Raw genomic sequence first — 22007 nt, 5'->3', positions numbered from 1 at the left:
AAACGACGTCTGGCGCTGGCGCTTTGCCGGCAGACCGGAACGAAAAAACCAGGAACGAAAAATGTGCTGTGCAGCTGTGCAAACAACCGCACGCAAAGCTGCATGCTGACGCTAAAACTACCGACACCCGCATTGTCGGTGGTGGAGCGGCGCCAGCATACAGCCAGTGACGCAGGGGCTGCTGCCCGCAGCGACAATGGCTGAACAGACCAACATTTTTCTGACCGATAACAGAGCAATATAGATGAGACAGACGATAAAATTACTACTGCTACCGGTAGCAGCAGTGGTCGCGATCGGTTGGTGCCATAGCACCAGCCAGGGGCGGGGGGAGCCGCCTGTCGCCGATAGCACTCAGCCTGTGCTGGTGATCGCCGAACACAGAGCCGCCCGGCTCGACGCGTTACGTGAATTACAGCCGATGTTGCAGCAACGTCTGGGTGTGCAGCTGCGCATTGTCGAATATCCGGCACCGCCGCAGGATTATTTCACCAAGCTGGTGACAGAATTACGCGCTGGCAATGCACCGGATGTGTTTAGTATTCCGCGGGATTTGCAGGTCGACGACCTGGCCGCCGCTGGTTATCTGGCTGATTTGACACAAGATTTACAAGCCTGGCCTGGTTATGCATCCATGCCTGAGTTAGTGCGCCAGTTAAGCCGTGCCAGTTTTAACGAAAAAAGTTATGTGGTGCCTTCCATCGTTGCCGTCGAGCAACTGTATTACCGCCATGATTTGTTAACCCAGGCCGGTATTTCTACCGAACAGCCAAAAGACTGGCAGGATTTGTTGGCACGCAGCCGCCAAATCAAACAAAAACTCGGACAGTTTCCGCTGTTAATCCCGGCCGGCCTGACATGGGGTATGGGCAGTTACACTGAAGGTTTCCGTTATTTACTCGCCAGTTTTTCCGGCTATCAGTTGCTGACCAGCGACAACCGCTACGCGCTGCGTGACCCGGCCGTCGCTAAAGCTTTTGATTTTTATCACACTTTAGTCAGCGAACAGCTGATGCCGGTGGCGCCGCTGTTAAACCCGGAGCCCTGGGTTATTCCGAAGTATGAAATGTTCCCGAAAGGCCAATTGCTGATCACCACTTGCGGTAGCTGGTGCAAAACTTTTGACTGGGGCCCGGGCAGCCGCAATCCGATTGCCAATGTTGACGACGCCGTACGCACCTGGCGTTTCCCTTCGGCCGATGGCGCTGAGCCTTTTGCCTTAGCTTCAGTGGTTTACGCCTGGGCGGTTAATGCCAATAGCCGCAAGCCTGAATTGGCGCGGGCGCTGGCTTTATTGATGGGCGACAACGATGTGGCGCTGGCTTATGCCAAACGCCTGGGTAACGTGCCGGCGCGGCTGGATGCGGCGCAGCATCCGAAGTTTGCTGAATTAGGCGCGATGACCGCCGACCATGCCTTGTTGCCGCAAGCGCGAGCGCTGCGCAGCACCGTCGGCGCCAATGCGATGATGGCCGGTGTGGCGCGGGCGACTGAAGCTGTGCTGATTGGCAAAGTCGATGGCGCTGGTGCACAGCAGCTGTTATTGCAATACGTCAGCCATGTGCTGGGCGAAGACACTGTCGGCAAAAACCGGGAAGTGGAAATCAATCACAGTGCCCTGGCACAGGCTGAAGGCAAAGCATTACAGCAGGAGGCGCAATGAAGCCAAAAACTTTTGAGGCGCGCCGCCAGTTTGGTTACCGCCTGATGATGACGCCGGCCCTGGTGTTGATGGCGGCTTTTATCGTGTTTCCGGCGCTCTATGCCTTTTCACTCAGTCTCACTGACGATGCGCTGCTGGGTTTTGCCGCGCAGGAATCGTCTTTTGTTGGCCTGCGTAACTTCGAGCGGCTCTTTACCGACCCGCTATTCTGGAACTCATTAAAAGTCACGCTGATTTTTGTTATTGGCTCTGCTGTCATCGGCCAGTTTGTACTGGGCTTTTTGTCGGCGCTGACGCTGCAACAGCCGGTGAAATACAAAGCGATTTTTAATGCCATCATCTGCCTGCCCAATGCAGTGCCGGAAATGGTCGTCGGCTTTCTATGGATCTCGATGTTCGCCAGCGGCGAATACGGCACCTTAAACCGGCTGGTGGCCTGGTTTGGCGTGGAGCCGCAGCAGTGGCTGTATACCTTTCCGCTGTTGTCGATCATCATCGTCAACACCTGGCGCGGTATTGCTTTTGCGATGATTTTACTGACCTCGGGCCTGTCGTCCATTCCAAAAGATTTGTATGAAGCGGCGCGGGTTGACGGCGCGACCGACCGGCAAATCTTCTGGCGCATCACGCTGCCAATGATGATGCCGACCATTTTCCTCTACATGTTTATCTCGACGGTGACCACTTTTGCCATCTTTGGCCTGGTCTACACCTTAAGCCGTGGCGGGCCGGCCAACAGCACCGAGATTTTGGGGATTTATATTTACAATCAGTCGTTTACTGCCTTCCAGCTCGGTTATGGTGCCGCGGTCGCAGTGGTCAGTCTGGTGGTCTCGATGTTGCTCGGCATCTTGTATGTGCGCGCGCTGAAAGTGGAGGTCTGACGTGGTGAGTCTGGTTCGGGAAGCCCCGATGGATACTTGTGTCAGCGGGCAACAGGCGCAGCGTCGCGCTTATGTCACGCTGGTGTTGATTTCGTTATTTTGCCTCGCGCCGTTTTTCTGGGTGCTGTTGGCGGCCTTCGACCCTAAAGCCTCGCAGTTCTTAAGACTGCCGGACAGCCTGACGCTGGCGCATTTTCATAATCTGCTGACTAACGAAAGCGGCGTGCGCTGGATCATGAACTCGGTGGTGATCATCGGTAGTGCCACAGTGCTGACGCTGATTTTTGCCGGGCTTGGCGGTTATGCCTTGTCGCGCACTCAGGCCTGGTGGAAGCGGCCTTTGCTGTACGCCATTATTCTGGTGCGCATTGTGCCGCCGCCGGCGCTGATTGTGCCGGTGTATAAAGTGATGCTGACGCTAAACGGCTGGATGCACGGTTTTATCACTGGTCTGACTGACGATGCAGCTTTGCAAACCACTCTGCTGCGGATGTTTTCCTTTGTTGACGGTTATTTGGGCCTGATTCTGATTTACACCGCGCTGCAGCTGCCGCTCGCCATTTGGATCATGAAAACCTTTTTTGATGCCATTCCAAAAGACTATGAAGAAGCAGCGGCGCTGGATGGTGCCAGTCAGTGGCAAACGCTGCGTTATGTGCTGATCCCGCTCGCTTTACCAGGTTTTGCGGCTGCCGGTTTATTTGCTTTTATCAATGCCTGGGGCGATTTCCTGATGCCGCTGATGTTTACCTCATCGCCGGAATTACAAACCCTGCCGCTTGGCATGTTCCGCGCCTTTTTGCGCGTCGACGCCATCGACTATGGCTTTTTAACAGCGCTGGCGGTGATTTACACCTTGCCGGCTGTCATCGCATTTGCATTCGCCCGACGTTTCCTGACCCAGACATTCTCTGGCGGCGTCAAAGGCTAACGAAGGGATAAGGACCTGTTATGTCAAAAATTGAATTACGTGGCATCAAAAAAGATTATCAGGGCACTGAAATCGTCAAAGGCATTGATATCACGATAGAAGAGGGCGAATTTGCCGTGATTGTCGGCCCGTCCGGTTGTGGCAAATCAACTTTATTGCGGATGATCGCCGGCCTGGAAGATATCAGCAGCGGTGAGCTGGTGATGGGTGGCAAAGTGATGAATATGGTGCCGCCGGACCAGCGTGAAATCGCCATGGTGTTTCAGTCTTATGCGCTTTATCCGCATATGACGGTGGCTGACAATATAGGTTTTGCGCTGTCGCTGAAAAAAGTGCCAAAAGAAGAAATCGCCAAACGCGTCAAAGACGTTGCCAAAATGCTCGAACTGGAGCATTTGCTGGAGCGCAAACCGGCAGCGTTATCCGGTGGCCAGCGCCAGCGCGTCGCCATCGGCCGCGCAATAGTCAAAAGGCCCAAAGTGATTTTGTTTGACGAGCCTTTATCGAATTTGGACGCCAAACTGCGCGTGCAGATGCGCGCTGAGCTCACCAAATTACACCGCGAATTTGGCTCGACCATTGTGTACGTCACGCACGACCAAGTCGAAGCCATGACCATGGCGCAAAAAATTGTCGTGCTGCATAACGGCCACGTCGCGCAAATGGGTGCGCCGCTGGATTTATATCATCAGCCGGACAACACCTTTGTCGCGCAGTTTATCGGTGTGCCGAAGATGAATCTGGTCAAAGGCCGCCTGCAAAACGGCCTGTTTACGCTGCCCTGTGGCGAACAGGTGCAGCTGGACTCTGGCTACGGCAGCGCGGCTGAACTGCAGCTCGGCGTGCGGCCAGAGCATTTACAAATTGTGCGCGGCGGCGCTGGCTGGGAAGTGGATTTGGTCGAGCGTTTAGGCGTTGAGACCTTTATTCACCTGCATTGCCAGACGCAAGAACAGCTGGTAGTGCGCCAGGAAGGTGATTGCCAATACGAAGTTGGTGAAAAAGTCGCACTGACTTTTGCCCAGGACCGCTGTTTCCTGTTTGAAACCGACGGCAAACGCCGTTTACCGGCTGTTGCAGTCGCAGCAGCCTGTTAGGCCGGTGATTGAGCTCAGCGCGGCTTAAAACGCCGCGCCGATACTGATTTTTTGTTTCGAATCAAATAAATCCAATGATGTGCGCGGCAGTTTGGGGAGCAGTAACGTCAATTCTGAGCGTTCATATTGCCAGGACCAGCTGATGCGGATCTGGTCAGTCAGCGCGTAGCGCAGGCCGGTTTCCATCGTCAGTTCACGGGCAAAATCAAAGATGCTAAGCGGCTGGCTGAGCAGTTCAAGCCAGTTGCCTTCGCTATACACTTCCAGCAAAGTGCCCGGCCATTTGTGGCTGAAATCCCAGGCCAATGATGCCGTGTTGTAACCGAGCGGCGATTCAAATTCTGTTAGCAGCCGAAACGCCTCGTCTTCACGAAAATAGGCCTGTTTATGACCGAGCAGCAAGACTAAATCCAGCCGCGTCGGCCCCTGTTGCCACACCGCATAACCGGGGCCTGTGCTTAAGTCGACATTTTTATAATCACTGGCAAGGTAGTTGTAGCTGTAGTCGGCGTCGACGCGCCAAAACAGCTGGTTGCTATAGAAATAATCCAGCCCTGGATTCAGCGCATATTTGTGCGTCTTACGCGCCGCTTCTTTGGTTTCGTAGTCGTAATGCGCATCAAACTTGCCGCGCCAGTCCCCGCGGCGATACTCAAAACGCTCGGTCAGGCTGTAGTTTTTCGCCTGCTCTTTGCCATTACGGGTAGCCGCACTTAAATCGAGCTGCAAAGACCAGAGTTTTATCGGGGGGGCGGCTGACGTTTTAGCTTTGGTGGCTTTAGATGTTGCGGCTATTGGAGGCGCTGTTTCAGTGGTTATTGCCGTAGGGGATTCGGCAGGTAGTCCGGATGTCTCTGCGGCAATTGACTTGGCTGCAGGGCTAGCGGCAGCAAGCAGCGGGTTTAACGCCTGCACTTCTTTGCGATTGATGGTGATAGTCCCGGCATAAGCGGTGTGCAGCACAAGCGCAGTCGCCGAACTACTTTTCAGTTCACCACTAAGTAAATCACCATTTTTCAGCCGCACCTGATAAAGGTTACTGCTGGCAGCAAATGCCAGAGCTGGCAGTACACTCAGTACCGTTAGCGTGGTTTTTAGTCCGATAAACCTCATCAGTCGCGTCACCAAATCCATTGCGAAATACTGCATCATGGCTTGAAGTGACATTGAAACTCAATGAGTTTTACTGTTGATGACCTTTTCTCCTGCGCTGCCCGTTAACAACAGGTGCTTTAACGTTTTTTTGCGGTCGACTGGCCTGTCGCCGCGCTTTGCGCGTATACCTGCAGCATGGCATTACAATAAACCGCTGAATATGACTACCGCCAAAAGCAGTAAAGTTCCCACCAGCCGGCTGGCCCGATTTGGCAGCCTGGCCAGTTTAGCCGGCAAAGTAGCCGGCGGCATGTTAGCCGAAGGTGCCCGGCAGTTGGCGCAAGGCCAAAAACCGGCGCTACAGCAAGTCTTGCTGACACCAGCCAATGCAAAACGCGTCACACAGCAGCTGGCGCATATGCGTGGCGCTGCGATGAAACTGGGCCAATTATTGTCGATGGATGCCGGCGACCTGCTGCCACCGGCGCTCAGTGGCATATTGTCGCAGCTTAGAGCGCATGGCAGCCCGATGCTGCCGGCCCAACTCGCTGCTGTGCTGAAGCAAGAATGGGGCGCGGACTGGCAACGTCAATTCAGTCACTTTAATTTTGCACCGCTGGCGGCAGCTTCGATTGGTCAGGTGCATGCTGCAAATCATGACAATGGCCGGCCGCTGGCAGTGAAAATCCAGTATCCGGGCATCAACACCAGTATCGACAGCGATGTGGATAATGTGGCGACCTTGTTGCGCATCAGCGGGTTGTTGCCGCAAGGGCTGGCTATCGAGCCGTTGCTGGCCGAAGCGAAACAACAGTTGCATCAGGAAGCGGATTACCTGCAGGAGGCCCGTTATCTGCAGCGCTATCAACAGCTGCTCGCTGCTGATCAACGCTTTTTACTGCCGGCGTTATACCCCGAGCTGTCCAACCGCCATATTCTAACCATGGGCTTTGTCGACGGCGTCGCGCTGGATGAGCTACGCCAGCAGCCGCAGGCGCTGCGCGATGCCGTGATGAGTAGTTTGTTTGAGCTGTTATTTCTGGAGATCTTTCGTTTCCGGCTGGTCCAAACCGACCCGAACTTTGCCAACTACCGCTACAATCTGACCACCAATCAGCTGGTTCTGCTGGATTTTGGTGCCTGCCGCGATTACAGCCAGACGGTCAGTGACGGCTATCGGCAGCTGTTCCGTGGCTTACTGCAACAAGACCAAAGCATCCAATTACAGGCTCTGCAGCAAATTGGTTATTTCAGTACCGACATAGTGCCAGCCCAGCAACAAGCCGTGCTGGATTTGGTCAGCCTGGCGGCGGAGCCACTGCAACAAGCTGTATATGATTTTGCCGCTTCTGATTTAGCGCCGCGCATGCGCGATGCCGGATTGCAGCTATCGACCCGTTTACGCTACTGGCATACACCACCGGTCGATGCGTTGTTTTTACACCGTAAAATGGCAGGTTTATTTTTGCTGGCAAAACAGCTGCAGGCCAAAGTCGCGGTACGGGCCTTGCTGGAGCCATTTTTATAAGTTTGGAGGCCTATGCGCTATCTGATTGCTCTGATTTTTATGACTGTTGTCGCTATGGTTCAGGCTGAGACAGCTGCGCCTTTACAACCAACACAACTGCTCGGAACCTGGCAAGTCGACCTTCGGCCCACGCCCGATGCCAAACCCTACTTGCAGCAATTTGTGGTGACAAAGGTGAATCCTGATAACAGCTTCGAAGGCACTTTTTACGGCGCGCCGATTGCACAGGCACGGATCAATAAAGACTGGGGGGCGATCCGAATCGCTTTTGTTACGGCAGATCAGTCTGGTCCCTATAACCACTCGGCCGTGTTACAGGGGGCAAAGCTGGAAGGGCTGACTAACTCGACAGGACGTAACTTTTTATCCTACTGGAGCGCTGTAAAGCAGTAGCCGTCGCCGCTCTTTAATCAATAGATGTGCCCTGCACAAAGTCTGAGAGTTGCTTCAGATCCTGGCACTATTGCCGTTCCAGCAATGATCCCGCTAAGACCAAACCTCACACCCAACAAAAAAGCGCCTTTCGGCGCTTTTTTTAATCTCAAATCCCAAACCACAATCACTTCACAGTGTTGTAGTCTTTGCCAAAAATCTTGCCGAAGAACGATTCTTTGTTCCAGGTTGGGCGCGCTGGAGCGTTGGCGATTTCGGTGCCGATGGCGTAGTTGATGTCAGCAAACAGGGCGCCGTAGTCGTAGCGGATGGCGCCAAAGTCTTTGGTGAGGCCGGCGACGTCATCTGTTGGTTTGTGGTAGTGCTTGGCGAAGAATTTGCCCCACACTTCACCGCCTTTTTGTTTCGGGTCGCGTGAGGTGAAACCTGTCATCAGGAATACCGACGGCACGCCTTGTTTCACCAGCGTGTAGTGGTCTGAGCGGGTGAAAATTGCCTGGTCTGGCATTGGGTCTGCCGCCAGTTTCACGTCATAAAGACCTGCAGCTTTTTCTACTACCGGGCCCAGGCTTGAGTGGTTGGCACCAAAGGCGACGATGTCGGCAAATGGGTATAACAGCACTGGCATGTCGAGGTTGACGTTAGCCACCAGCTTGTCGGCAGGGCGGGTTGGGTTGTGGGCGAAGTAGTCGGCGCCCAGCAGGCCTTTTTCTTCACCTGTAACCGCAACAAATAAAATTGAGCGTTTTGGTTTCACTGGCGCGTTCACGAATAACCGTGCAGTTTCGAGCATGATAGCGACGCCAGCGGCGTTATCCATCAGGCCGTTGTTGATGCGGTCTTTGCTACGCATATCGACGCCGACACCGATGTGGTCTGAGTGTGCAGTCACGACTACGTATTCGTTTTTCAGTACCGGATCAGAGCCTTCCAGCACTGCGGCCACGTTCGGGCTGCTGATTTGCTGATGTTCAGACTGGCGGCTGAAATTCACTTCACCTGGCAGGGCAAAGCCTTTTGGCGTTTGTTTTTTCTCCAGCTGAGCGTAGATATCTTTTAATGACACTGGCGCTTTGGCAAACAGTGCTTCGGCCGGTTTCATATCCAGCGAGGCGGAGATTTTCAGCTGCGGATAATCGCCTTCAGCCACGCCGTCGGCATGCAACCAGCGGATACGCGGCATATGCAGGTACATGGCGCCTTGCGCGAATGGGCGCAGTTTTTCATCTTTTGGCGTGTTGATAGTGATCATACCCACGGCGCCTTTTTCCGCGGCGGTGCGGGCTTTTAACGAGGCGATATGGGCGGCTTCTTCACTTGGCAGTGACTCGGGGCGACCCGGCAGAATAACCACAACTTTGCCTTTGACGTCTAAACCAGCGTAGTCGTCGATACCAAATTCTTTCGACACCAGACCATAACCGACAAACACCAGGCCGGCGCTGAGATCCACTTTGCCTTCATGGCTGCTTGGGCCTGTCATAAATTGTTTTGGGAAAGCGAAATCAGTTGCTTTGCCGTCTACGGTCAGGCTCAGTTTCGGGCTTGATTGTACCAGCTTGCTTTGTTTCATCGGCACCGGCTGTAAATAGCCTTCGGTACCGGCAGGTTTTAAGCCTAACTGGTGGAAATTGCTGGCGATATACTGGCTGGCGATCAAGTGGCCATTACTGCCGGTATCACGGCCGGCGAGGGCGTCGTCGGCTAAAAACAACATGTGTGCTTCGACGCGTTCGGCCACAGCGCGTTGGCTGTTTTCCTGATTGGCGGCTGGAGTTGCGACCGCAGCGGCGGTTTGCGGCTGGCTGGTTTGCTGGCATGCGCCAAGCGCCAGTGCTGACCCGAGAGTCAGCCAGTGAATTGTTTTCATTTGTGTTCCTGTGAAATGATGACTGACGATTCACGTTGCCATCTTGTTATTGAATCAGCTGTTTTTAACAGATCTTGCCGAGGCTAGCATAAAAGCAAACAACCGCCCAAGCGGGCGGTTGTTGCTAAATGTTGCTGCTGCGACGAACAGCGCGGAATCGAAGCCAGTCGGCGGCGAGTCATGTCGGCTTAGTCGGCCAGAGCGCCCGGCATTTCTTCTTCGGCGACCGGCTCTATGCGTTTAGCCAGCACTTTGTCGATGCGTTTGCCGTCCATATCAACGATTTCCAGCAACCAGTCGTCCAGTTCTACTTTGTCGGCGGTTTGCGGAATTTTACCCAGCAGCATCATGATAAGACCATTTAAGGTCTGATAGCGTTTGCTGTCTTCTTCCGGCAACTTGCTGATGCCTAAGCAATCTTTGAGGTCGATGACCGGTAATAAGCCGTCCAGCAAATAAGAGCCGTCGTCACGCTGCACTATCATCAAATCCTGTTCAGCAGAATCGGCCTGATTAAATTCACCGGTCAGCGCGTCCATCAAGTCTTGCAAGGTCACGAGGCCTTTGAGGTCGCCGTATTCGTCGACGACAAACACCATCTGGCTGCCAGAGCTGCGGAAGTGCTCCAGTAATTCCATACCGGTTAAGCTGTCCGGCACAAAATTACAAGGCTGCGCCAGCTGTTGCAGGTCATTTAAAGTACCGGCGACTGACTGTGCCAGCAGCTGTTTGGCGGAAATAATGCCAATTAATTCATCGGCGTGACCTTTGCAAATCGGGAACCGCGAGTGCGGCGACTGCATCACGCGCTGCATGTTTTCAGCAAGTGGTAATTCGATATCAAGAAACACGATGTCTGAGCGCGGTACCATTAATGACGAAATGCTGCGCTCGTCCAGGCGAAACACGTTTTTCACCATGGTATGTTCGGTGTGTTCAATGACACCACTGCTGGAGCCTTCCTGTAGCAGCGCCTGAATGTCTTCGTGCGTGACGTTTGATTCCTGGCTGTGGGCAAAACCAAAAACCCGCATCATGGCGTGGGTAGAGCCTGATAATAACCAGACAAATGGCTTAGTCAGCATGGCAAGCAGCAGCATTGGTTTTGCCATAATGCAGGCGATGGTCTCAGCGCTGATTTGGCCAATGCGTTTTGGCACCAGTTCACCGACGACGATGGAGACATAAGTCACGACTACAACCACTAATACAGTGGCGAAAATCGAGCTGAAGGCTTCCGACAGGCCATAACTTTGCAGCCACATCGAAAACGGACCGGCCAGCACGGCTTCACCGAAGATACCGTTTAAGATACCAATAGAGGTGATACCAATTTGTACTGTCGATAAAAATTGCGTTGGGTCTTCCGCCAGTTTCAGTGCGATGGCGGCAGAGGAGCGGCCGTTGTGGGCCAGGGCTGTCAGACGTGATTTGCGTGCTGTGACTATGGCTATTTCCGACATGGCAAATAAGCCGTTTAACAAAATCAGACTAACAAGTATGAGGATTTCCATATAAACCATAAGGTGACTGAGGAAAGCCGAGTATATCAAAAACTTTTGTCAGGTATAGGGTGCTATTCAGCCGGATGTCAGTTTCGGGCGCTGAGAACAGGTTCTTCTGCGGCAAAAACCAATAGATATCAGCTCAAGAGCAGCGAAAATCCCAGAGTTGCTGTGGCGTTAACACTAACGGCAGCGGTACATCCCAGGGTTCGGTGGGTATAGCGGCCACTTGCTGACATTGATGCGCGAGGCCTACTAATAACGGTTTCTGGCTGGTTTTTGGCAGCGCTGCCAGCGTACGGTCATAAAAACCACCACCCATACCAAGGCGCTGACCTTGCGCATCAAAAGCCACCAGCGGCATAAAAATCACATCAAGCTGCGCCGGCAACGCGATGGCAGTGACGTCTGGTTTGGGTTCGCGGATACCGAATTTATTCAGCTGCATCACGGTTAACGCGTCATAACGCTGAAACAATAAATAACCGGCAGTAAAAGGATGCAGCACCGGCAGATACAGGGTTTTGCCTTGCTGCTGCAAATAAGCAAGCAGCGCTGATGTGTCGAGTTCGCCGTCGTTACTCAGATACAGCGCAATATGCTGGGCGTGCTGCAACTCGAGGAATTGTTGCGCTTGTTGCACCAAAGCTGCGGCGCATTCTGCCTGAAATTCTGTGCTGAGTTGTTGTCGGGCTTTACGCACTTGTTGGCGAATTTGCTTACGCTGCGCCTGTTTGGCCGCGTCGGGCTGAAAGTCGGATGATATAGCAGGGGATAACGCGGGGTTTGGTAGCAGCAACTTAAGCATACTCCGAAAGTGTTCTCCGAATTGCCGTGACCGGCGTAAGCCCTTGAACCAGAGGTTCAAGGCGGGAATCCAATCAGCACCGCAGGCTTCCCGGTACGGGCCGGGCTTGCACAATAGCGCTGGAGAAGAAACCCTGATGTAAAGAATTATCGGCTCAGGGACATCAGCCAGTCACAAACAACTCAGAGAACGTTGCCAGTATATCACCGGAATCCGGCGAAATAAGTGTTATTCGTCGCTCTTTTTCGCTTCCAGCAACTCATTGCACAAATTTAGCGCAATCATCAGTAACACATCTTCAGCACCGTGGACGCCCGGCTGGTAACGGGTGTTGCTGACGCGGCTTTCCAGTTCAGTCAGCGCCGCCTGCAGTTTTTCTTCCTGACCGGCCGGGCAGGAAATTTTCATATGGCGGCCTAACACCGCAATCGTCAGCTGTTTTGGTTTATTTGGATTTGCGGCTGGTTTTTGTGCTTTTGGATACATGTTGTCTGCTTTTCTGATGACTACAGCGGCCTTGGCCACTGTTTGGTTAATCGGTTCGGGGCGGTGCGCGCTTGGCGCTCAGAAAGCCCGGTGTTAGCATAGTGGCATTCACACTGCCTGATGATGCTGTTATGCCTAAACATCCTTTAATGAATTTCGACCTCTGGACCAGCGCTTTAGACCAAAATGCGCTGATGGCGTCGGCAGCTGAGCTGCACGGCCTGATCGCCGGCATGTTAAGTGCCGGTGTCCCGGCGGATGCGAATCAGATTCTACCAGTTTTACACGACTTCTTAAACGACGGGCAAGCGGTCAATGCTGCTTTAAAAAGCCAAATCAGTGGACTCATCGCCGAAACGGCACGTCAGCTGGCCGACGAAGAGCTGGGCTTTAGTCCGCTGCTGCCAAGCGACGACGATGCGCTTCCAGAGCGGCTGGAGGCTTTAGTTGAATGGGCGCAGGCATTTTTAGTCGGTTTTGCCATCCAGCAAACTGATTTGTCGATTGTCGCCGAAGAAGTGCGCGACGCGGTTGAACAGTTAACCGAAGTCACCCGTATTGATATCTACACGCCGGATGACAGCAGCGAAGCGGAAAACGAAGAGTCGTATTTCCTGGTGCTGGAACATGTGCGGGTGATGGTGCTGACCTGCTTCTGTGAAGTGGGCCAGAAGTTTGCGGCGGCGGAAGTTGCCAGCCAGACGCTGCACTAAATCACTGACAACACCGAAGCAAAACTCCTGATAAGAGGCCCTGATGACGCCGCAACCACAAATTCCGCTGGTGCCTGTTGCTGTGTATGCCAAACGCCGCGCCGCGCTGCTGGCCAGTTTAACCCCCGGCTCTGTGCTGGTGCACTGTGCGGCACCGGAAGTTGTCCGTAGCCGCGACACTGATTATCCCTACCGTCAGGACAGTGACCTGCTGTATCTGACCGGTTTTCCGGAGCCGGAAGCCTGGCTGATTCTAAGCAAAGCTGCCGATGGCAGCTGCCGTGAACTGCTGCTGTGCCGGCCGAAAGACGAGCTGGCCGAAGTCTGGCAAGGCCGGCGTTTTGGTCCGGCAGTGGCCGCGCAGCACTTTGGTCTACCCGCTTTATGCAACGACGTACTAGAGCAGGAACTGCTGCAGGCGCTAAACGGCAAACAAACGCTGGTATTTGCCCAGGGTGCTTATGCGCAGCTGGACGAGAAGATTTTCCAGACGCTGCAAACGCTACGCACTTATCCCAAACGCGGTTACAGCGCACCGGTGCATATCACTGATTTGCGCCCGCTGACTGCTGAACTGCGCTTATTTAAAGACGAACACGAAATCGCGCTGATGCGTGAGGCCGGCCGTATCAGTGCCGGTGCGCATAAACGCGCCATGCAAATCGCCGCACCAGGTGTATTTGAATATCAGCTTGACGCCGAAATCCGTCATTTTTGTGCCATGCACGGCGCGCGGCAGCAGGCGTATAACACTATTGTCGGCGGTGGCGAAAACGGCTGTATTTTGCATTACACCGACAACAATGATGCGCTCAAAGACGGTGATTTAGTGCTGATTGACGCTGGCGGCGAGTTGGCAGGTTATGCCGCTGACATCACCCGAACTTTTCCGGTCAATGGCAAATTCACGCCTGATCAGGCTGCTTTGTATCAGGTGGTGTTAGACGCACAATATGCCGCCTGCGCTGCCGTCAAACCCGGCAACAGCACGCGTGATACTGTCGCCGCCGCTATTGCTGAACTGACCCGCGGTTTACGTGATTTAGGTATCTTAAACGGCGATCTGCCGACCTTAATCGCCGAACAAGCCTGTAAAAAGTATTTTATTCATGGCCTTGGCCACTGGCTTGGCCTCGACGTGCATGATGTCGGCGCTTATAAAGTTGCCGACATAGAGCGGCCGTTTGAGCCCGGCATGGTGCTGACGATTGAGCCTGGCCTGTACATTCCGACGGGCTCTGATTGTGACCCGCGCTGGTGGGGTATGGCGGTACGAATTGAAGATGATTTGTTGGTGATCAAAGACGGCCATCTGAATCTGACCGACACTGCGCCTAAAACCATCGCTGAAATTGAAGCATTAATGGCCGACCGGTCGTTTTAACCGCAGCAGCTAAAGCGCAGCCACCAAAGTACAGGAGCAGGTGTGAGTTCAGCCCAAAGCACGGCACCCCATAACAATCACGACCACAACTTTGATCTGGTGATCGCCGGTGGCGGCATGACCGGCGCTATGCTGGCGCTGCAAATCAGCCGGCAGTTGCCGGCGTTGCGGATTGCGATTATTGAGCAACAGCCTGAACAACAGAACGCCGGTCAACTAAGCGCAGATACCACAGCCCAACATACCAGCAGCTTTGACAGCCGCAGTATTGCGCTTTCCGCCGGCAGCGTGGGTTTGCTGGCTACTTGGGGGATTTGGCCGGAACTCAAATCCCACGCCTGTGCCATTGAGCATATTCAGGTGTCGGATCGTGGCCATTTTGGCAAAAGTCGGTTGACGGCAGCTGAGTTTGGCCGCAGCGCTTTAGGTTATGTCATTGAAATTGAATGGATTGGCCGACTGCTGTATCAGCAGTTGCAACAAGTGCCAGCTTCACAGCTCACCTGGTTTAGACCAGACCAAATCAGCGCTATTCGCACAGAACGTGACTGCCAACATCTGCAATTACAAAGCGGCGCTGCGCTTCGCTGCCGTTTGTTAGTGCTGTGCGAAGGCGGCGACTCGCCCAGTCGCGCACTGGCTGGCGTCGACAGCGTGCAGCACGATTATCAGCAAAGTGCCTTGATTGCCAATATCGCAGTAGCTTCGCCGCATCAGGGCAAAGCTTTTGAGCGTTTCACTGCCGATGGCCCGTTGGCACTGTTGCCACTGACACAGCAGCGTTATTCGCTGGTCTGGACTTGTCAGCCGGAACAGGCGTTAGCGCTCAAAGCCTTGCCGGACAATGAATTTGTCGCCGCGCTGCAGCACGCTTTTGGTTATAGCGCCGGGGTTTTTAATGGCGTTGGCAACCGCGTGGTGTATCCGCTGAAATTAAAAACTGCTGCTAAAGCCGCTGACCACCGCCTGGTGCTGTGCGGTAACAGCCTGCATAACTTACATCCTATTGCTGGGCAGGGTTTTAATCTGGCGCTACGCGATTTAGACGCACTGCTGCAGCTGCTGGCTCTGCACTGCGCCGATGCCGGCGCTTATGGCTTAACCCGGCAATATCAGCAATTGCGCAGCGCCGATATGGCGCAGGTGGTCGGTTTTACCGACAGTCTGGTGCGGTTATTTTCCAACGACAGTAAGTTGCTGGCATTAGGCCGCAGTATTGGCCTCAGCGTGTTAAATCAGTGCGACATGTTAAAGCAGCCTTTTGCCGCACTGACGATGGGGCTGTCGCCGCTCGCCAGCCAAAAACAACTAATCACACAGCAACAAATCGCGCATCAGCAAGCTGCGAACCAAGCGGCTGTTACAGCGGCCTCTCATGCGGCAAAAGCAGCCGCCACCGGACATTCATCATGTTAGATACCGATATTCTGATCACCGGTGCAGGCAGTGCCGGCCTGACGTTGGCGTTATTGCTTGCCAAAAACTGCCCGGATTTACCAATCACAGTGCTGGAACAAGGTCCGGCGCCTGTTGCAGGACCGGCACAGCTCAACCGCGTCAGTGCGCTGAATCTGGCGTCGCAGCGGGTGCTTGATAGTCTTGGCGTCTGGCAGCTGTTAACTGCCAAACCGGCCTATCAGCAGATGCAAGTATGGGAAGCGGACAGCTTTGCCCGCATTGAATTTGCCACCACTGATTTAGGCGCGCTCGCCCAGACCCCGGCACTTGGCTGGATAGTCGATAACGAAGAGCTGCGGGCTTGCTTGTATCAGCGTGCGCTGCAATATCCGAACATCCAGTGGAAGTTTGACGCGCGCATCCAGCAAATCAGTGCCAGTGAGCGGCAGAATCTGCTGACGCTGGCCGACGGCAGCGCTTATATCAGCAAGTTGCTGGTCGGTGCTGACGGCGCCAATTCGATGGTGCGTGAGCAGTTAAAAATGCCATTGGCGTTTTGGGATTATGACCATCATGGTCTAGTCGCTGTGGTACGCACCAGTGAGCCGCATCAGGCCACTGCGCGCCAGGTGTTTTTACCAACCGGGCCTTTGGCTTTGTTGCCTTTGGTCGACCCGCATTTAGTGTCTATCGTCTGGAGCGTGGCGCCGGAACGTGCAGCTGAGCTGATTGCTATGCCTGCAGATCAATTTAATCAGGCGCTGACGGCGGCCAGTCAGTCGGTGCTCGGTGTGCTTAACGTGCAAACTGAACGACGTAGTTATCCACTCAAAATGCGTTATGCCAGTCAATGGCAGAAGCACAATGCCGTGTTAGTGGCCGACGCGGCGCATACTATTCATCCGCTCGCCGGGCAGGGCATGAACCTTGGTCTGATGGATGCTTGTGCATTAGCAGAACTAATAGTACAAAATATCAGCACTGGTCGAACCTGTAATGAGCAGCGCATGCTGCGGCAATACGAACGCTGGCGAAAAGCTGAGGCGCAACAGATGATTGCGTTGATGGAAGCCTTTAAACGCGGCTTTATGTTGCAGCATCCATTGGCCAAGCTGGTACGAGCTGTTGGTATGGCGGCCACTAATCAATTGGCACCGGTGAAGCGGCAGCTGCTGGCAGCAGCGTTGGGTAATCAGGGCGATTTACCAGCTGTGGCGCGGCCTGGCGTCATCTCGCTGTAATGTTGAACGGTGAGGGCGGTCATAGCGCCTGTTTTCGGATTATTAAATCTAATCGAAAAGGGGCTATTTGAGGCGAAACCCATCGGTTATAATCCGGGCCATCTTTTGGTGGCCAGTCGGTTATAACGGCATCCGCCCGACGGACTGTGTCACTTTCTGCCCTTACAGGTTTATACCCAGCATGCCGGCTATGTACCGGCTCCAGAGGAAAGTACTGATGGCTCAACAAACTGTGTTATACGCAAAACATCTTGAAGCTGGCGCGAAAGTCGTCGATTTCCACGGCTGGGACATGCCGCTGCACTACGGTTCACAGATTGAAGAGCACCACGCCGTGCGCCAGGACGCCGGTATGTTTGATGTGTCACACATGACCATCGTTGACCTCAAAGGCAGCCGCACCCGCGAATTTCTGCGTTTCTTATTGGCCAATGACGTGGCCAAACTGACAGTCCCTGGCAAAGCCTTATACAGCGGCATGCTGAATGAAGCTGGCGGCGTTATCGACGACCTCATTGTTTATTTCCTGACTGAAGATTTCTTCCGCTTGGTGGTGAACTCTGCTACCCGCGAAAAAGACTTAGCCTGGATCAACGCACAAGCTAAAGCCTTTGACGTCAGCGTCACTGAGCGCCCTGAGTTTGCGATGATCGCCGTACAAGGCCCGAACGCCAAAGCCAAAGTCGCCACTATCCTTTCCGCTGAACAACAAGCTGCTGTCGCTGGCATGAAACCATTTTTTGGTGTGCAGGCCGGTGATTTATTTATCGCCACCACGGGTTACACCGGTGAAGACGGTTACGAGATTTCTGTACCAGAAGCCCAGGCTGCTGATTTCTGGCAACAACTGTTAGATGCAGGGGTAAAACCAGCCGGTTTAGGCGCACGTGATACCTTACGTTTAGAAGCAGGCATGAACCTGTATGGCCAGGATATGGATGAAACCGTATCGCCATTAGCCGCCAACATGGGCTGGACTATCGCCTGGGAACCAAGCGACCGTAACTTCATCGGCCGCGCAGCGCTTGAGCAACAAAAAGCGGCTGGTACTGCCAAACTGGTCGGCCTGGTGATGGAACAAAAAGGTGTGTTACGTCATGGTCAGCGCGTGGTTGTCGAAGGTGGCGAAGGTGAAATCACTTCTGGTACTTTCTCACCAACCTTAGGGTATTCTATTGCGATGGCGCGGGTCCCGGCTTCGACCGGCGACACGGCTGAAGTGGATATCCGTGGTAAATTAGTCCCGGTTAAAGTGGTGAAGCCGTCTTTTGTCCGCATGGGCAAAAAAGTCGTCTAAACTGGCTTTTGCAGAATTTTTACACAAATACTCAATAAAAAACGTCGAGTTAGGTCCGAGGAATAAATAAATGAGCAATATCCCTACCGAATTAAAGTATGCATCTTCTCACGAGTGGCTGCGCAGTGAAGGCAACGGTGTGTACACCGTAGGTATTACTGAGCACGCTCAGGACCTGCTGGGTGACATGGTGTTTGTTGAGCTGCCAGAAGTTGGCGACTCTGTAGCCCAGGGCGACGACGTTGCAGTTGCTGAATCAGTGAAAGCTGCTTCTGACATCTACGCACCAATCGCCGGTGAAATCGTTGAAGTGAACGAAGCACTGACCGATTCTCCAGAGCTGGTTAACAGCGCACCATACACCGACGGCTGGATGTTCAAAATCAAAGCGTCTGACGAGAGCGAAGTTGCCGGCCTGTTAGACGCCGCTGGTTACAAAAACGCCATCGACGAAGAATAAGCAAGGCGAAGAGCCAGCGCCGCAAAGCCCCGTTTTACGGGGCTTTGATTTAGCGGCCGGCATAGCCTTGTGGCCAGCGACAGCCAACGCTGGCCACTACTGAATTTCGGCAACCGGTGGCCCAATCGCGGCCGGTTGCGTACAACAGCTTTTAAGTTCACAACCAGGAATCTCAGGCATGACCACTTCAGTCAAAACCCTGTCGCAACTTGCGAATCATCAAGAATTTATCGCCCGCCACATTGGTCCGGACGCTGAACAGACCCAGGCCATGCTGGCCGAATTAGGTGTCAGCAGCGTCGAAGAGCTGATCGCGCAGACAGTGCCGGCCGGCATCCGTCTGACCACGCCTTTAGCGACAGGCGAAGCTGTTAACGAAGTGGAAGCCCTGGCTTACTTAAAAGCGGTTGCCAGCAAAAACAAAATCTTCAAATCATACATTGGTATGGGCTACCACCCAACGCACACGCCAAACGTGATCCTGCGTAACGTGCTGGAAAACCCGGGCTGGTACACTGCGTACACGCCATACCAGCCGGAAATTGCCCAGGGCCGTTTAGAAGCGCTGCTGAATTTCCAACAAGTGTCATTAGATTTAACCGGCATGGACCTGGCGTCTGCCTCTCTGCTGGATGAAGCAACCGCTGCTGCCGAAGCAATGGCACTGGCCAAACGCGTCACTAAAAACAAATCCAACACTTATTTCATCGCTGACGACGTGCACCCGCAAACCATCGACGTGGTGCGCACCCGTGCCGAGATGTTTGGTTTTGACACCATCGTCGGTAAAGCGGCAGATGCCGTGAACCATGACGTATTCGGTGCGTTAATCCAATACCCGTCAACCACAGGTGAAGTACGTAACGATGCGCAGTTAATTGCTGATTTAAAAGCGAAAAAAGCTGTAGTTGCGGTCGCGACTGACCCAATGGCACTGCTGTTGTTAAAATCTCCGGGCGAATTAGGCGCAGACGTGGTGTTAGGTTCTGCCCAGCGTTTTGGTGTGCCAATGGCTTTCGGTGGCCCACACTCAGCATTCTTCGCCACGCGCGACGATTACAAACGTTCAATGCCAGGCCGTATCATCGGTGTGTCTAAAGACCGCCGTGGCAATCAGGCATTGCGTATGGCGATGCAAACCCGTGAACAGCATATCCGCCGTGAAAAAGCCAACTCGAACATCTGTACTGCACAAGTGTTACTGGCCAACATGGCTTCGTTCTACTGCGTGTACCACGGCCCGGTTGGCCTGAAAAATATCGCTGAGCGTATTCACCGCTCTGCTGACGTATTCGCCGCTGGCTTAACCGCCAAAGGCGTTGCGCTGAAGCACAACAGCTGGTTCGACACTGTGACTTTCAACGTGGCTAACCGTGCTGAAGTGGTTGCACGTGCTGAAGCCGCTGGTGTGAACTTCCGTACTGATTTAGCCGACACTTTAGGCGTCAGCTTCAGCGAAGCCACTACAGCTGCCGATATCGCTGAGCTGTTTGATATCGTCTTCGGCCAAGGCCATGGTTTAGACGTAGCAGCGCTGGACGCCGCTATCGTCGCCAATGGCTCCAACTCAATTCCGGCTGATTTAGTGCGGACTTCCAAGTACTTAACGCACCCGGTCTTTAACCAGTATCACAGCGAAACTGAGATGCTGCGTTATATCAAAAAGCTGGAGAACAAAGACTTAGCACTGAACCACTCCATGATTTCATTAGGTTCGTGCACGATGAAGTTAAACGCCACTGCTGAGATGATCCCGGTGACCTGGCCAGAATTTGGCGCACTGCACCCGTTCGTGCCAAAAAATCAGGCGGAAGGTTATTACCAGATGATTGGCGAACTGGCCGACTGGCTGGTGAACATCACTGGCTACGACCAAATGTCGATGCAGCCAAACTCCGGTGCACAAGGCGAATACGCCGGTATGATTGCGATCCGCAAATACCACGAAAGCCGTGGCGAAGGTCACCGCAACATCTGTTTAATCCCGGTATCTGCGCACGGGACTAACCCGGCAACAGCGGCGATGGCAAGTTTCGAAGTGGTGCTGGTCGACTGTGACAAGTCAGGCAACATCGACATGGCGGATTTAAAAGCTAAAGCCGAAGCTGTGTCAGACCGCTTAGCAGCCATCATGGTGACTTACCCGTCCACACACGGTGTATTTGAAGAATCCATTCGTGAGCTGTGTGACATCATCCACGCGCATGGCGGCCAGGTCTATATGGACGGCGCCAACATGAACGCGCAAGTGGGCGTGACAGCACCAGGCTTTATCGGTGCGGACGTATCGCACTTAAACCTGCACAAAACCTTCTGTATTCCACACGGCGGTGGCGGCCCGGGCATGGGTCCAATCGGCGTGAAAAAACAGCTGGCCCCGTTCCTGCCTAACCACGCAGTAGTGAAAATCGAAGACACCGGCGCGAACAACGGCGCAGTATCGGCCGCGCCATTTGGCAGTGCCGGCATTCTGCCAATCAGCTGGATGTACATCAAAATGATGGGCGGCGATGGCTTACGTCAGGCGACAGAAATGGCCATTCTGAACGCCAACTACATGGCTGCCAAACTGGACCCGATGTTCCCGGTGCTGTACAAAGGCACCAACGGCCGTGTGGCGCACGAATGTATTATCGACATGCGTCCACTGAAAGAAGCGACTGGTGTCACCGAAATGGACATCGCCAAACGCCTGATGGACTACGGCTTCCACGCCCCGACTATGTCATTCCCGGTAGCTGGTACGCTGATGATTGAACCAACTGAATCAGAATCCAAAGTGGAACTGGACAAGTTCATCGAAGCCATGACTTCTATCCGCGCAGAAATTGCCAAAGTAGAAGCCGGCGAATGGACCGCGGACAACAGCCCGCTGCACTTCGCGCCGCACACTATGGCCGACATTTTCGACGCCAACTGGGACCGCGCCTACGACCGTCAATACGCTGCGTTCCCAACGCAGTACGTTGCCGACAACAAGTTCTGGCCAACAGTAACACGTATCGACGACGTTTACGGCGACCGCAACCTGATGTGTGCATGTCCTAGCCCGGAAGATTACCGGTAATAGAAATTTTTGAGGTAAAACTCTGAAATTGATAGGAAAACCCGCCATTTGGCGGGTTTTTTATTATGGGGTGATGTTTAACGGTAGGGGCGGGTCTTGTAGCCGCCCATATTTGTTGACTCAGCCGTTGACTAGGGCGGAGTGACAGGTGACCTTTCCCCGGAATTAATACCAATCCCGTGATGAG

The 22007-nt window shown here is 53.7% G+C and carries 18 protein-coding genes and 1 other RNA gene; 13 read left to right on the top strand and 6 right to left on the bottom strand.

Features of this window, described 5'->3' with window-relative positions:
* Positions 1 to 244: 244 nt before the first annotated feature.
* The 4 genes from Q399_RS0104380 to Q399_RS0104365 are packed head-to-tail and all read left to right on the top strand — an operon-like array spanning position 245 to position 4575.
* Entirely contained in the window at positions 245 to 1663 is a 1419-nt protein-coding gene (locus tag Q399_RS0104380) for an ABC transporter substrate-binding protein (RefSeq protein WP_051685727.1), read from the top strand.
* Positions 1660 to 2547, top strand: a complete 888-nt coding sequence (locus tag Q399_RS0104375; protein ID WP_037045538.1) for a carbohydrate ABC transporter permease — start codon at positions 1660 to 1662, stop codon at positions 2545 to 2547. The genes Q399_RS0104380 and Q399_RS0104375 overlap by 4 nt, the downstream gene beginning before the upstream one ends.
* 28 nt (positions 2548 to 2575) lie before the next feature.
* Positions 2576 to 3478 (top strand): carbohydrate ABC transporter permease, encoded by a 903-nt coding sequence (locus tag Q399_RS0104370; RefSeq protein ID WP_031565989.1) that lies wholly within the window; start codon positions 2576 to 2578, stop codon positions 3476 to 3478.
* Positions 3479 to 3498: 20 nt separating this feature from the next.
* Entirely contained in the window at positions 3499 to 4575 is a 1077-nt protein-coding gene (locus Q399_RS0104365) for an ABC transporter ATP-binding protein (protein ID WP_031565987.1), read from the top strand.
* 24 nt (positions 4576 to 4599) lie between these two features.
* Here the strand turns inward: Q399_RS0104365 and Q399_RS0104360 are convergent, their stop codons facing one another.
* The gene (locus tag Q399_RS0104360) at positions 4600 to 5742 is read right to left on the bottom strand and encodes a DUF481 domain-containing protein (protein WP_084164081.1); all 1143 of its coding nucleotides are present in this window, start codon (positions 5740 to 5742) and stop codon (positions 4600 to 4602) included.
* A 148-nt stretch (positions 5743 to 5890) separates the two neighbouring features.
* Between Q399_RS0104360 and Q399_RS0104355 the strand changes: the two genes are divergently transcribed.
* Positions 5891 to 7198 carry an ABC1 kinase family protein gene (locus tag Q399_RS0104355; RefSeq protein ID WP_031565983.1) on the top strand — a complete coding sequence of 436 codons (1308 nt, stop codon included), beginning with the start codon at positions 5891 to 5893 and terminating at the stop codon, positions 7196 to 7198.
* A gap of 12 nt (positions 7199 to 7210) precedes the next feature.
* Entirely contained in the window at positions 7211 to 7591 is a 381-nt protein-coding gene (locus Q399_RS0104350; protein ID WP_031565981.1) for a hypothetical protein, read from the top strand.
* A 166-nt stretch (positions 7592 to 7757) separates the two neighbouring features.
* Here the strand turns inward: Q399_RS0104350 and Q399_RS0104345 are convergent, their stop codons facing one another.
* From Q399_RS0104345 to Q399_RS0104330, 5 genes are all read right to left on the bottom strand, one after another.
* Entirely contained in the window at positions 7758 to 9461 is a 1704-nt protein-coding gene (locus Q399_RS0104345) for a M28 family metallopeptidase (protein ID WP_031565978.1), read from the bottom strand.
* A 188-nt stretch (positions 9462 to 9649) separates the two neighbouring features.
* Positions 9650 to 10975 carry a hemolysin family protein gene (locus tag Q399_RS0104340; protein WP_031565976.1) on the bottom strand — a complete coding sequence of 442 codons (1326 nt, stop codon included), beginning with the start codon at positions 10973 to 10975 and terminating at the stop codon, positions 9650 to 9652.
* Between the two features lie 133 nt (positions 10976 to 11108).
* Entirely contained in the window at positions 11109 to 11774 is a 666-nt protein-coding gene (locus Q399_RS0104335; RefSeq protein ID WP_084164080.1) for a 5-formyltetrahydrofolate cyclo-ligase, read from the bottom strand.
* 9 nt (positions 11775 to 11783) lie between these two features.
* Positions 11784 to 11966: non-coding RNA, 6S RNA (ssrS, locus tag Q399_RS21845), on the bottom strand.
* A 36-nt stretch (positions 11967 to 12002) separates the two neighbouring features.
* A complete protein-coding gene (locus tag Q399_RS0104330) occupies positions 12003 to 12260 on the bottom strand; it encodes a cell division protein ZapA (protein ID WP_051685726.1) in 258 nt (85 codons plus the stop codon).
* A gap of 131 nt (positions 12261 to 12391) precedes the next feature.
* Between Q399_RS0104330 and Q399_RS0104325 the strand changes: the two genes are divergently transcribed.
* The 7 genes from Q399_RS0104325 (at position 12392) to gcvP (ending at position 21820) form a co-directional block, all read left to right on the top strand.
* The gene (locus Q399_RS0104325) at positions 12392 to 12973 is read left to right on the top strand and encodes a UPF0149 family protein (protein ID WP_031565970.1); all 582 of its coding nucleotides are present in this window, start codon (positions 12392 to 12394) and stop codon (positions 12971 to 12973) included.
* 43 nt (positions 12974 to 13016) lie between these two features.
* Positions 13017 to 14357 (top strand): Xaa-Pro aminopeptidase, encoded by a 1341-nt coding sequence (pepP, locus tag Q399_RS0104320; RefSeq protein WP_245612825.1) that lies wholly within the window; start codon positions 13017 to 13019, stop codon positions 14355 to 14357.
* Positions 14358 to 14399: 42 nt separating this feature from the next.
* The gene (gene ubiH, locus Q399_RS0104315; protein ID WP_245612824.1) at positions 14400 to 15773 is read left to right on the top strand and encodes a 2-octaprenyl-6-methoxyphenyl hydroxylase; all 1374 of its coding nucleotides are present in this window, start codon (positions 14400 to 14402) and stop codon (positions 15771 to 15773) included.
* Positions 15767 to 16996 (top strand): FAD-dependent monooxygenase, encoded by a 1230-nt coding sequence (locus Q399_RS0104310; RefSeq protein WP_031565964.1) that lies wholly within the window; start codon positions 15767 to 15769, stop codon positions 16994 to 16996. The genes ubiH and Q399_RS0104310 overlap by 7 nt, the downstream gene beginning before the upstream one ends.
* A 217-nt stretch (positions 16997 to 17213) precedes the next feature.
* Positions 17214 to 18293: a glycine cleavage system aminomethyltransferase GcvT gene (gene gcvT, locus Q399_RS0104305; RefSeq protein ID WP_031565963.1), complete on the top strand. Its 1080-nt coding sequence runs from the start codon at positions 17214 to 17216 to the stop codon at positions 18291 to 18293.
* Positions 18294 to 18363: 70 nt separating this feature from the next.
* A complete protein-coding gene (gene gcvH / locus Q399_RS0104300) occupies positions 18364 to 18753 on the top strand; it encodes a glycine cleavage system protein GcvH (RefSeq protein ID WP_031565961.1) in 390 nt (129 codons plus the stop codon).
* Between the two features lie 178 nt (positions 18754 to 18931).
* Positions 18932 to 21820 carry an aminomethyl-transferring glycine dehydrogenase gene (gcvP, locus tag Q399_RS0104295; protein ID WP_031565958.1) on the top strand — a complete coding sequence of 963 codons (2889 nt, stop codon included), beginning with the start codon at positions 18932 to 18934 and terminating at the stop codon, positions 21818 to 21820.
* Positions 21821 to 22007 lie beyond the last annotated feature (187 nt).

The sequence above is a fragment of the Rheinheimera texasensis DSM 17496 genome (genome assembly GCF_000711985.1).
Classification (GTDB): Bacteria; Pseudomonadota; Gammaproteobacteria; order Enterobacterales; family Alteromonadaceae; genus Pararheinheimera; species Pararheinheimera texasensis.
This window is presented reverse-complemented; position numbering and strand designations above follow the sequence as displayed.

Bases quoted from the DNA above. Each gene is read 5' to 3' on its own strand.
- Q399_RS0104365 (WP_031565987.1), top strand. From the start codon at position 3,499: ATGTCAAAAATTGAATTACGTGGCATCAAAAAAGATTATCAGGGCACT.
- gcvH (WP_031565961.1), top strand. From the start codon at position 18,364: ATGAGCAATATCCCTACCGAATTAAAGTATGCATCTTCTCACGAGTGG.
- Q399_RS0104370 (WP_031565989.1), top strand. From the start codon at position 2,576: ATGGATACTTGTGTCAGCGGGCAACAGGCGCAGCGTCGCGCTTATGTC.
- Q399_RS0104350 (WP_031565981.1), top strand. From the start codon at position 7,211: ATGCGCTATCTGATTGCTCTGATTTTTATGACTGTTGTCGCTATGGTT.
- gcvP (WP_031565958.1), top strand. From the start codon at position 18,932: ATGACCACTTCAGTCAAAACCCTGTCGCAACTTGCGAATCATCAAGAA.
- Q399_RS0104330 (WP_051685726.1), bottom strand. From the start codon at position 12,260: ATGTATCCAAAAGCACAAAAACCAGCCGCAAATCCAAATAAACCAAAA.
- Q399_RS0104375 (WP_037045538.1), top strand. From the start codon at position 1,660: ATGAAGCCAAAAACTTTTGAGGCGCGCCGCCAGTTTGGTTACCGCCTG.
- Q399_RS0104345 (WP_031565978.1), bottom strand. From the start codon at position 9,461: ATGAAAACAATTCACTGGCTGACTCTCGGGTCAGCACTGGCGCTTGGC.
- Q399_RS0104340 (WP_031565976.1), bottom strand. From the start codon at position 10,975: ATGGAAATCCTCATACTTGTTAGTCTGATTTTGTTAAACGGCTTATTT.
- gcvT (WP_031565963.1), top strand. From the start codon at position 17,214: ATGGCTCAACAAACTGTGTTATACGCAAAACATCTTGAAGCTGGCGCG.
- Q399_RS0104360 (WP_084164081.1), bottom strand. From the start codon at position 5,742: ATGTCACTTCAAGCCATGATGCAGTATTTCGCAATGGATTTGGTGACG.
- Q399_RS0104380 (WP_051685727.1), top strand. From the start codon at position 245: ATGAGACAGACGATAAAATTACTACTGCTACCGGTAGCAGCAGTGGTC.
- Q399_RS0104310 (WP_031565964.1), top strand. From the start codon at position 15,767: ATGTTAGATACCGATATTCTGATCACCGGTGCAGGCAGTGCCGGCCTG.
- pepP (WP_245612825.1), top strand. From the start codon at position 13,017: ATGACGCCGCAACCACAAATTCCGCTGGTGCCTGTTGCTGTGTATGCC.
- Q399_RS0104325 (WP_031565970.1), top strand. From the start codon at position 12,392: ATGCCTAAACATCCTTTAATGAATTTCGACCTCTGGACCAGCGCTTTA.
- Q399_RS0104335 (WP_084164080.1), bottom strand. From the start codon at position 11,774: ATGCTTAAGTTGCTGCTACCAAACCCCGCGTTATCCCCTGCTATATCA.
- Q399_RS0104355 (WP_031565983.1), top strand. From the start codon at position 5,891: ATGACTACCGCCAAAAGCAGTAAAGTTCCCACCAGCCGGCTGGCCCGA.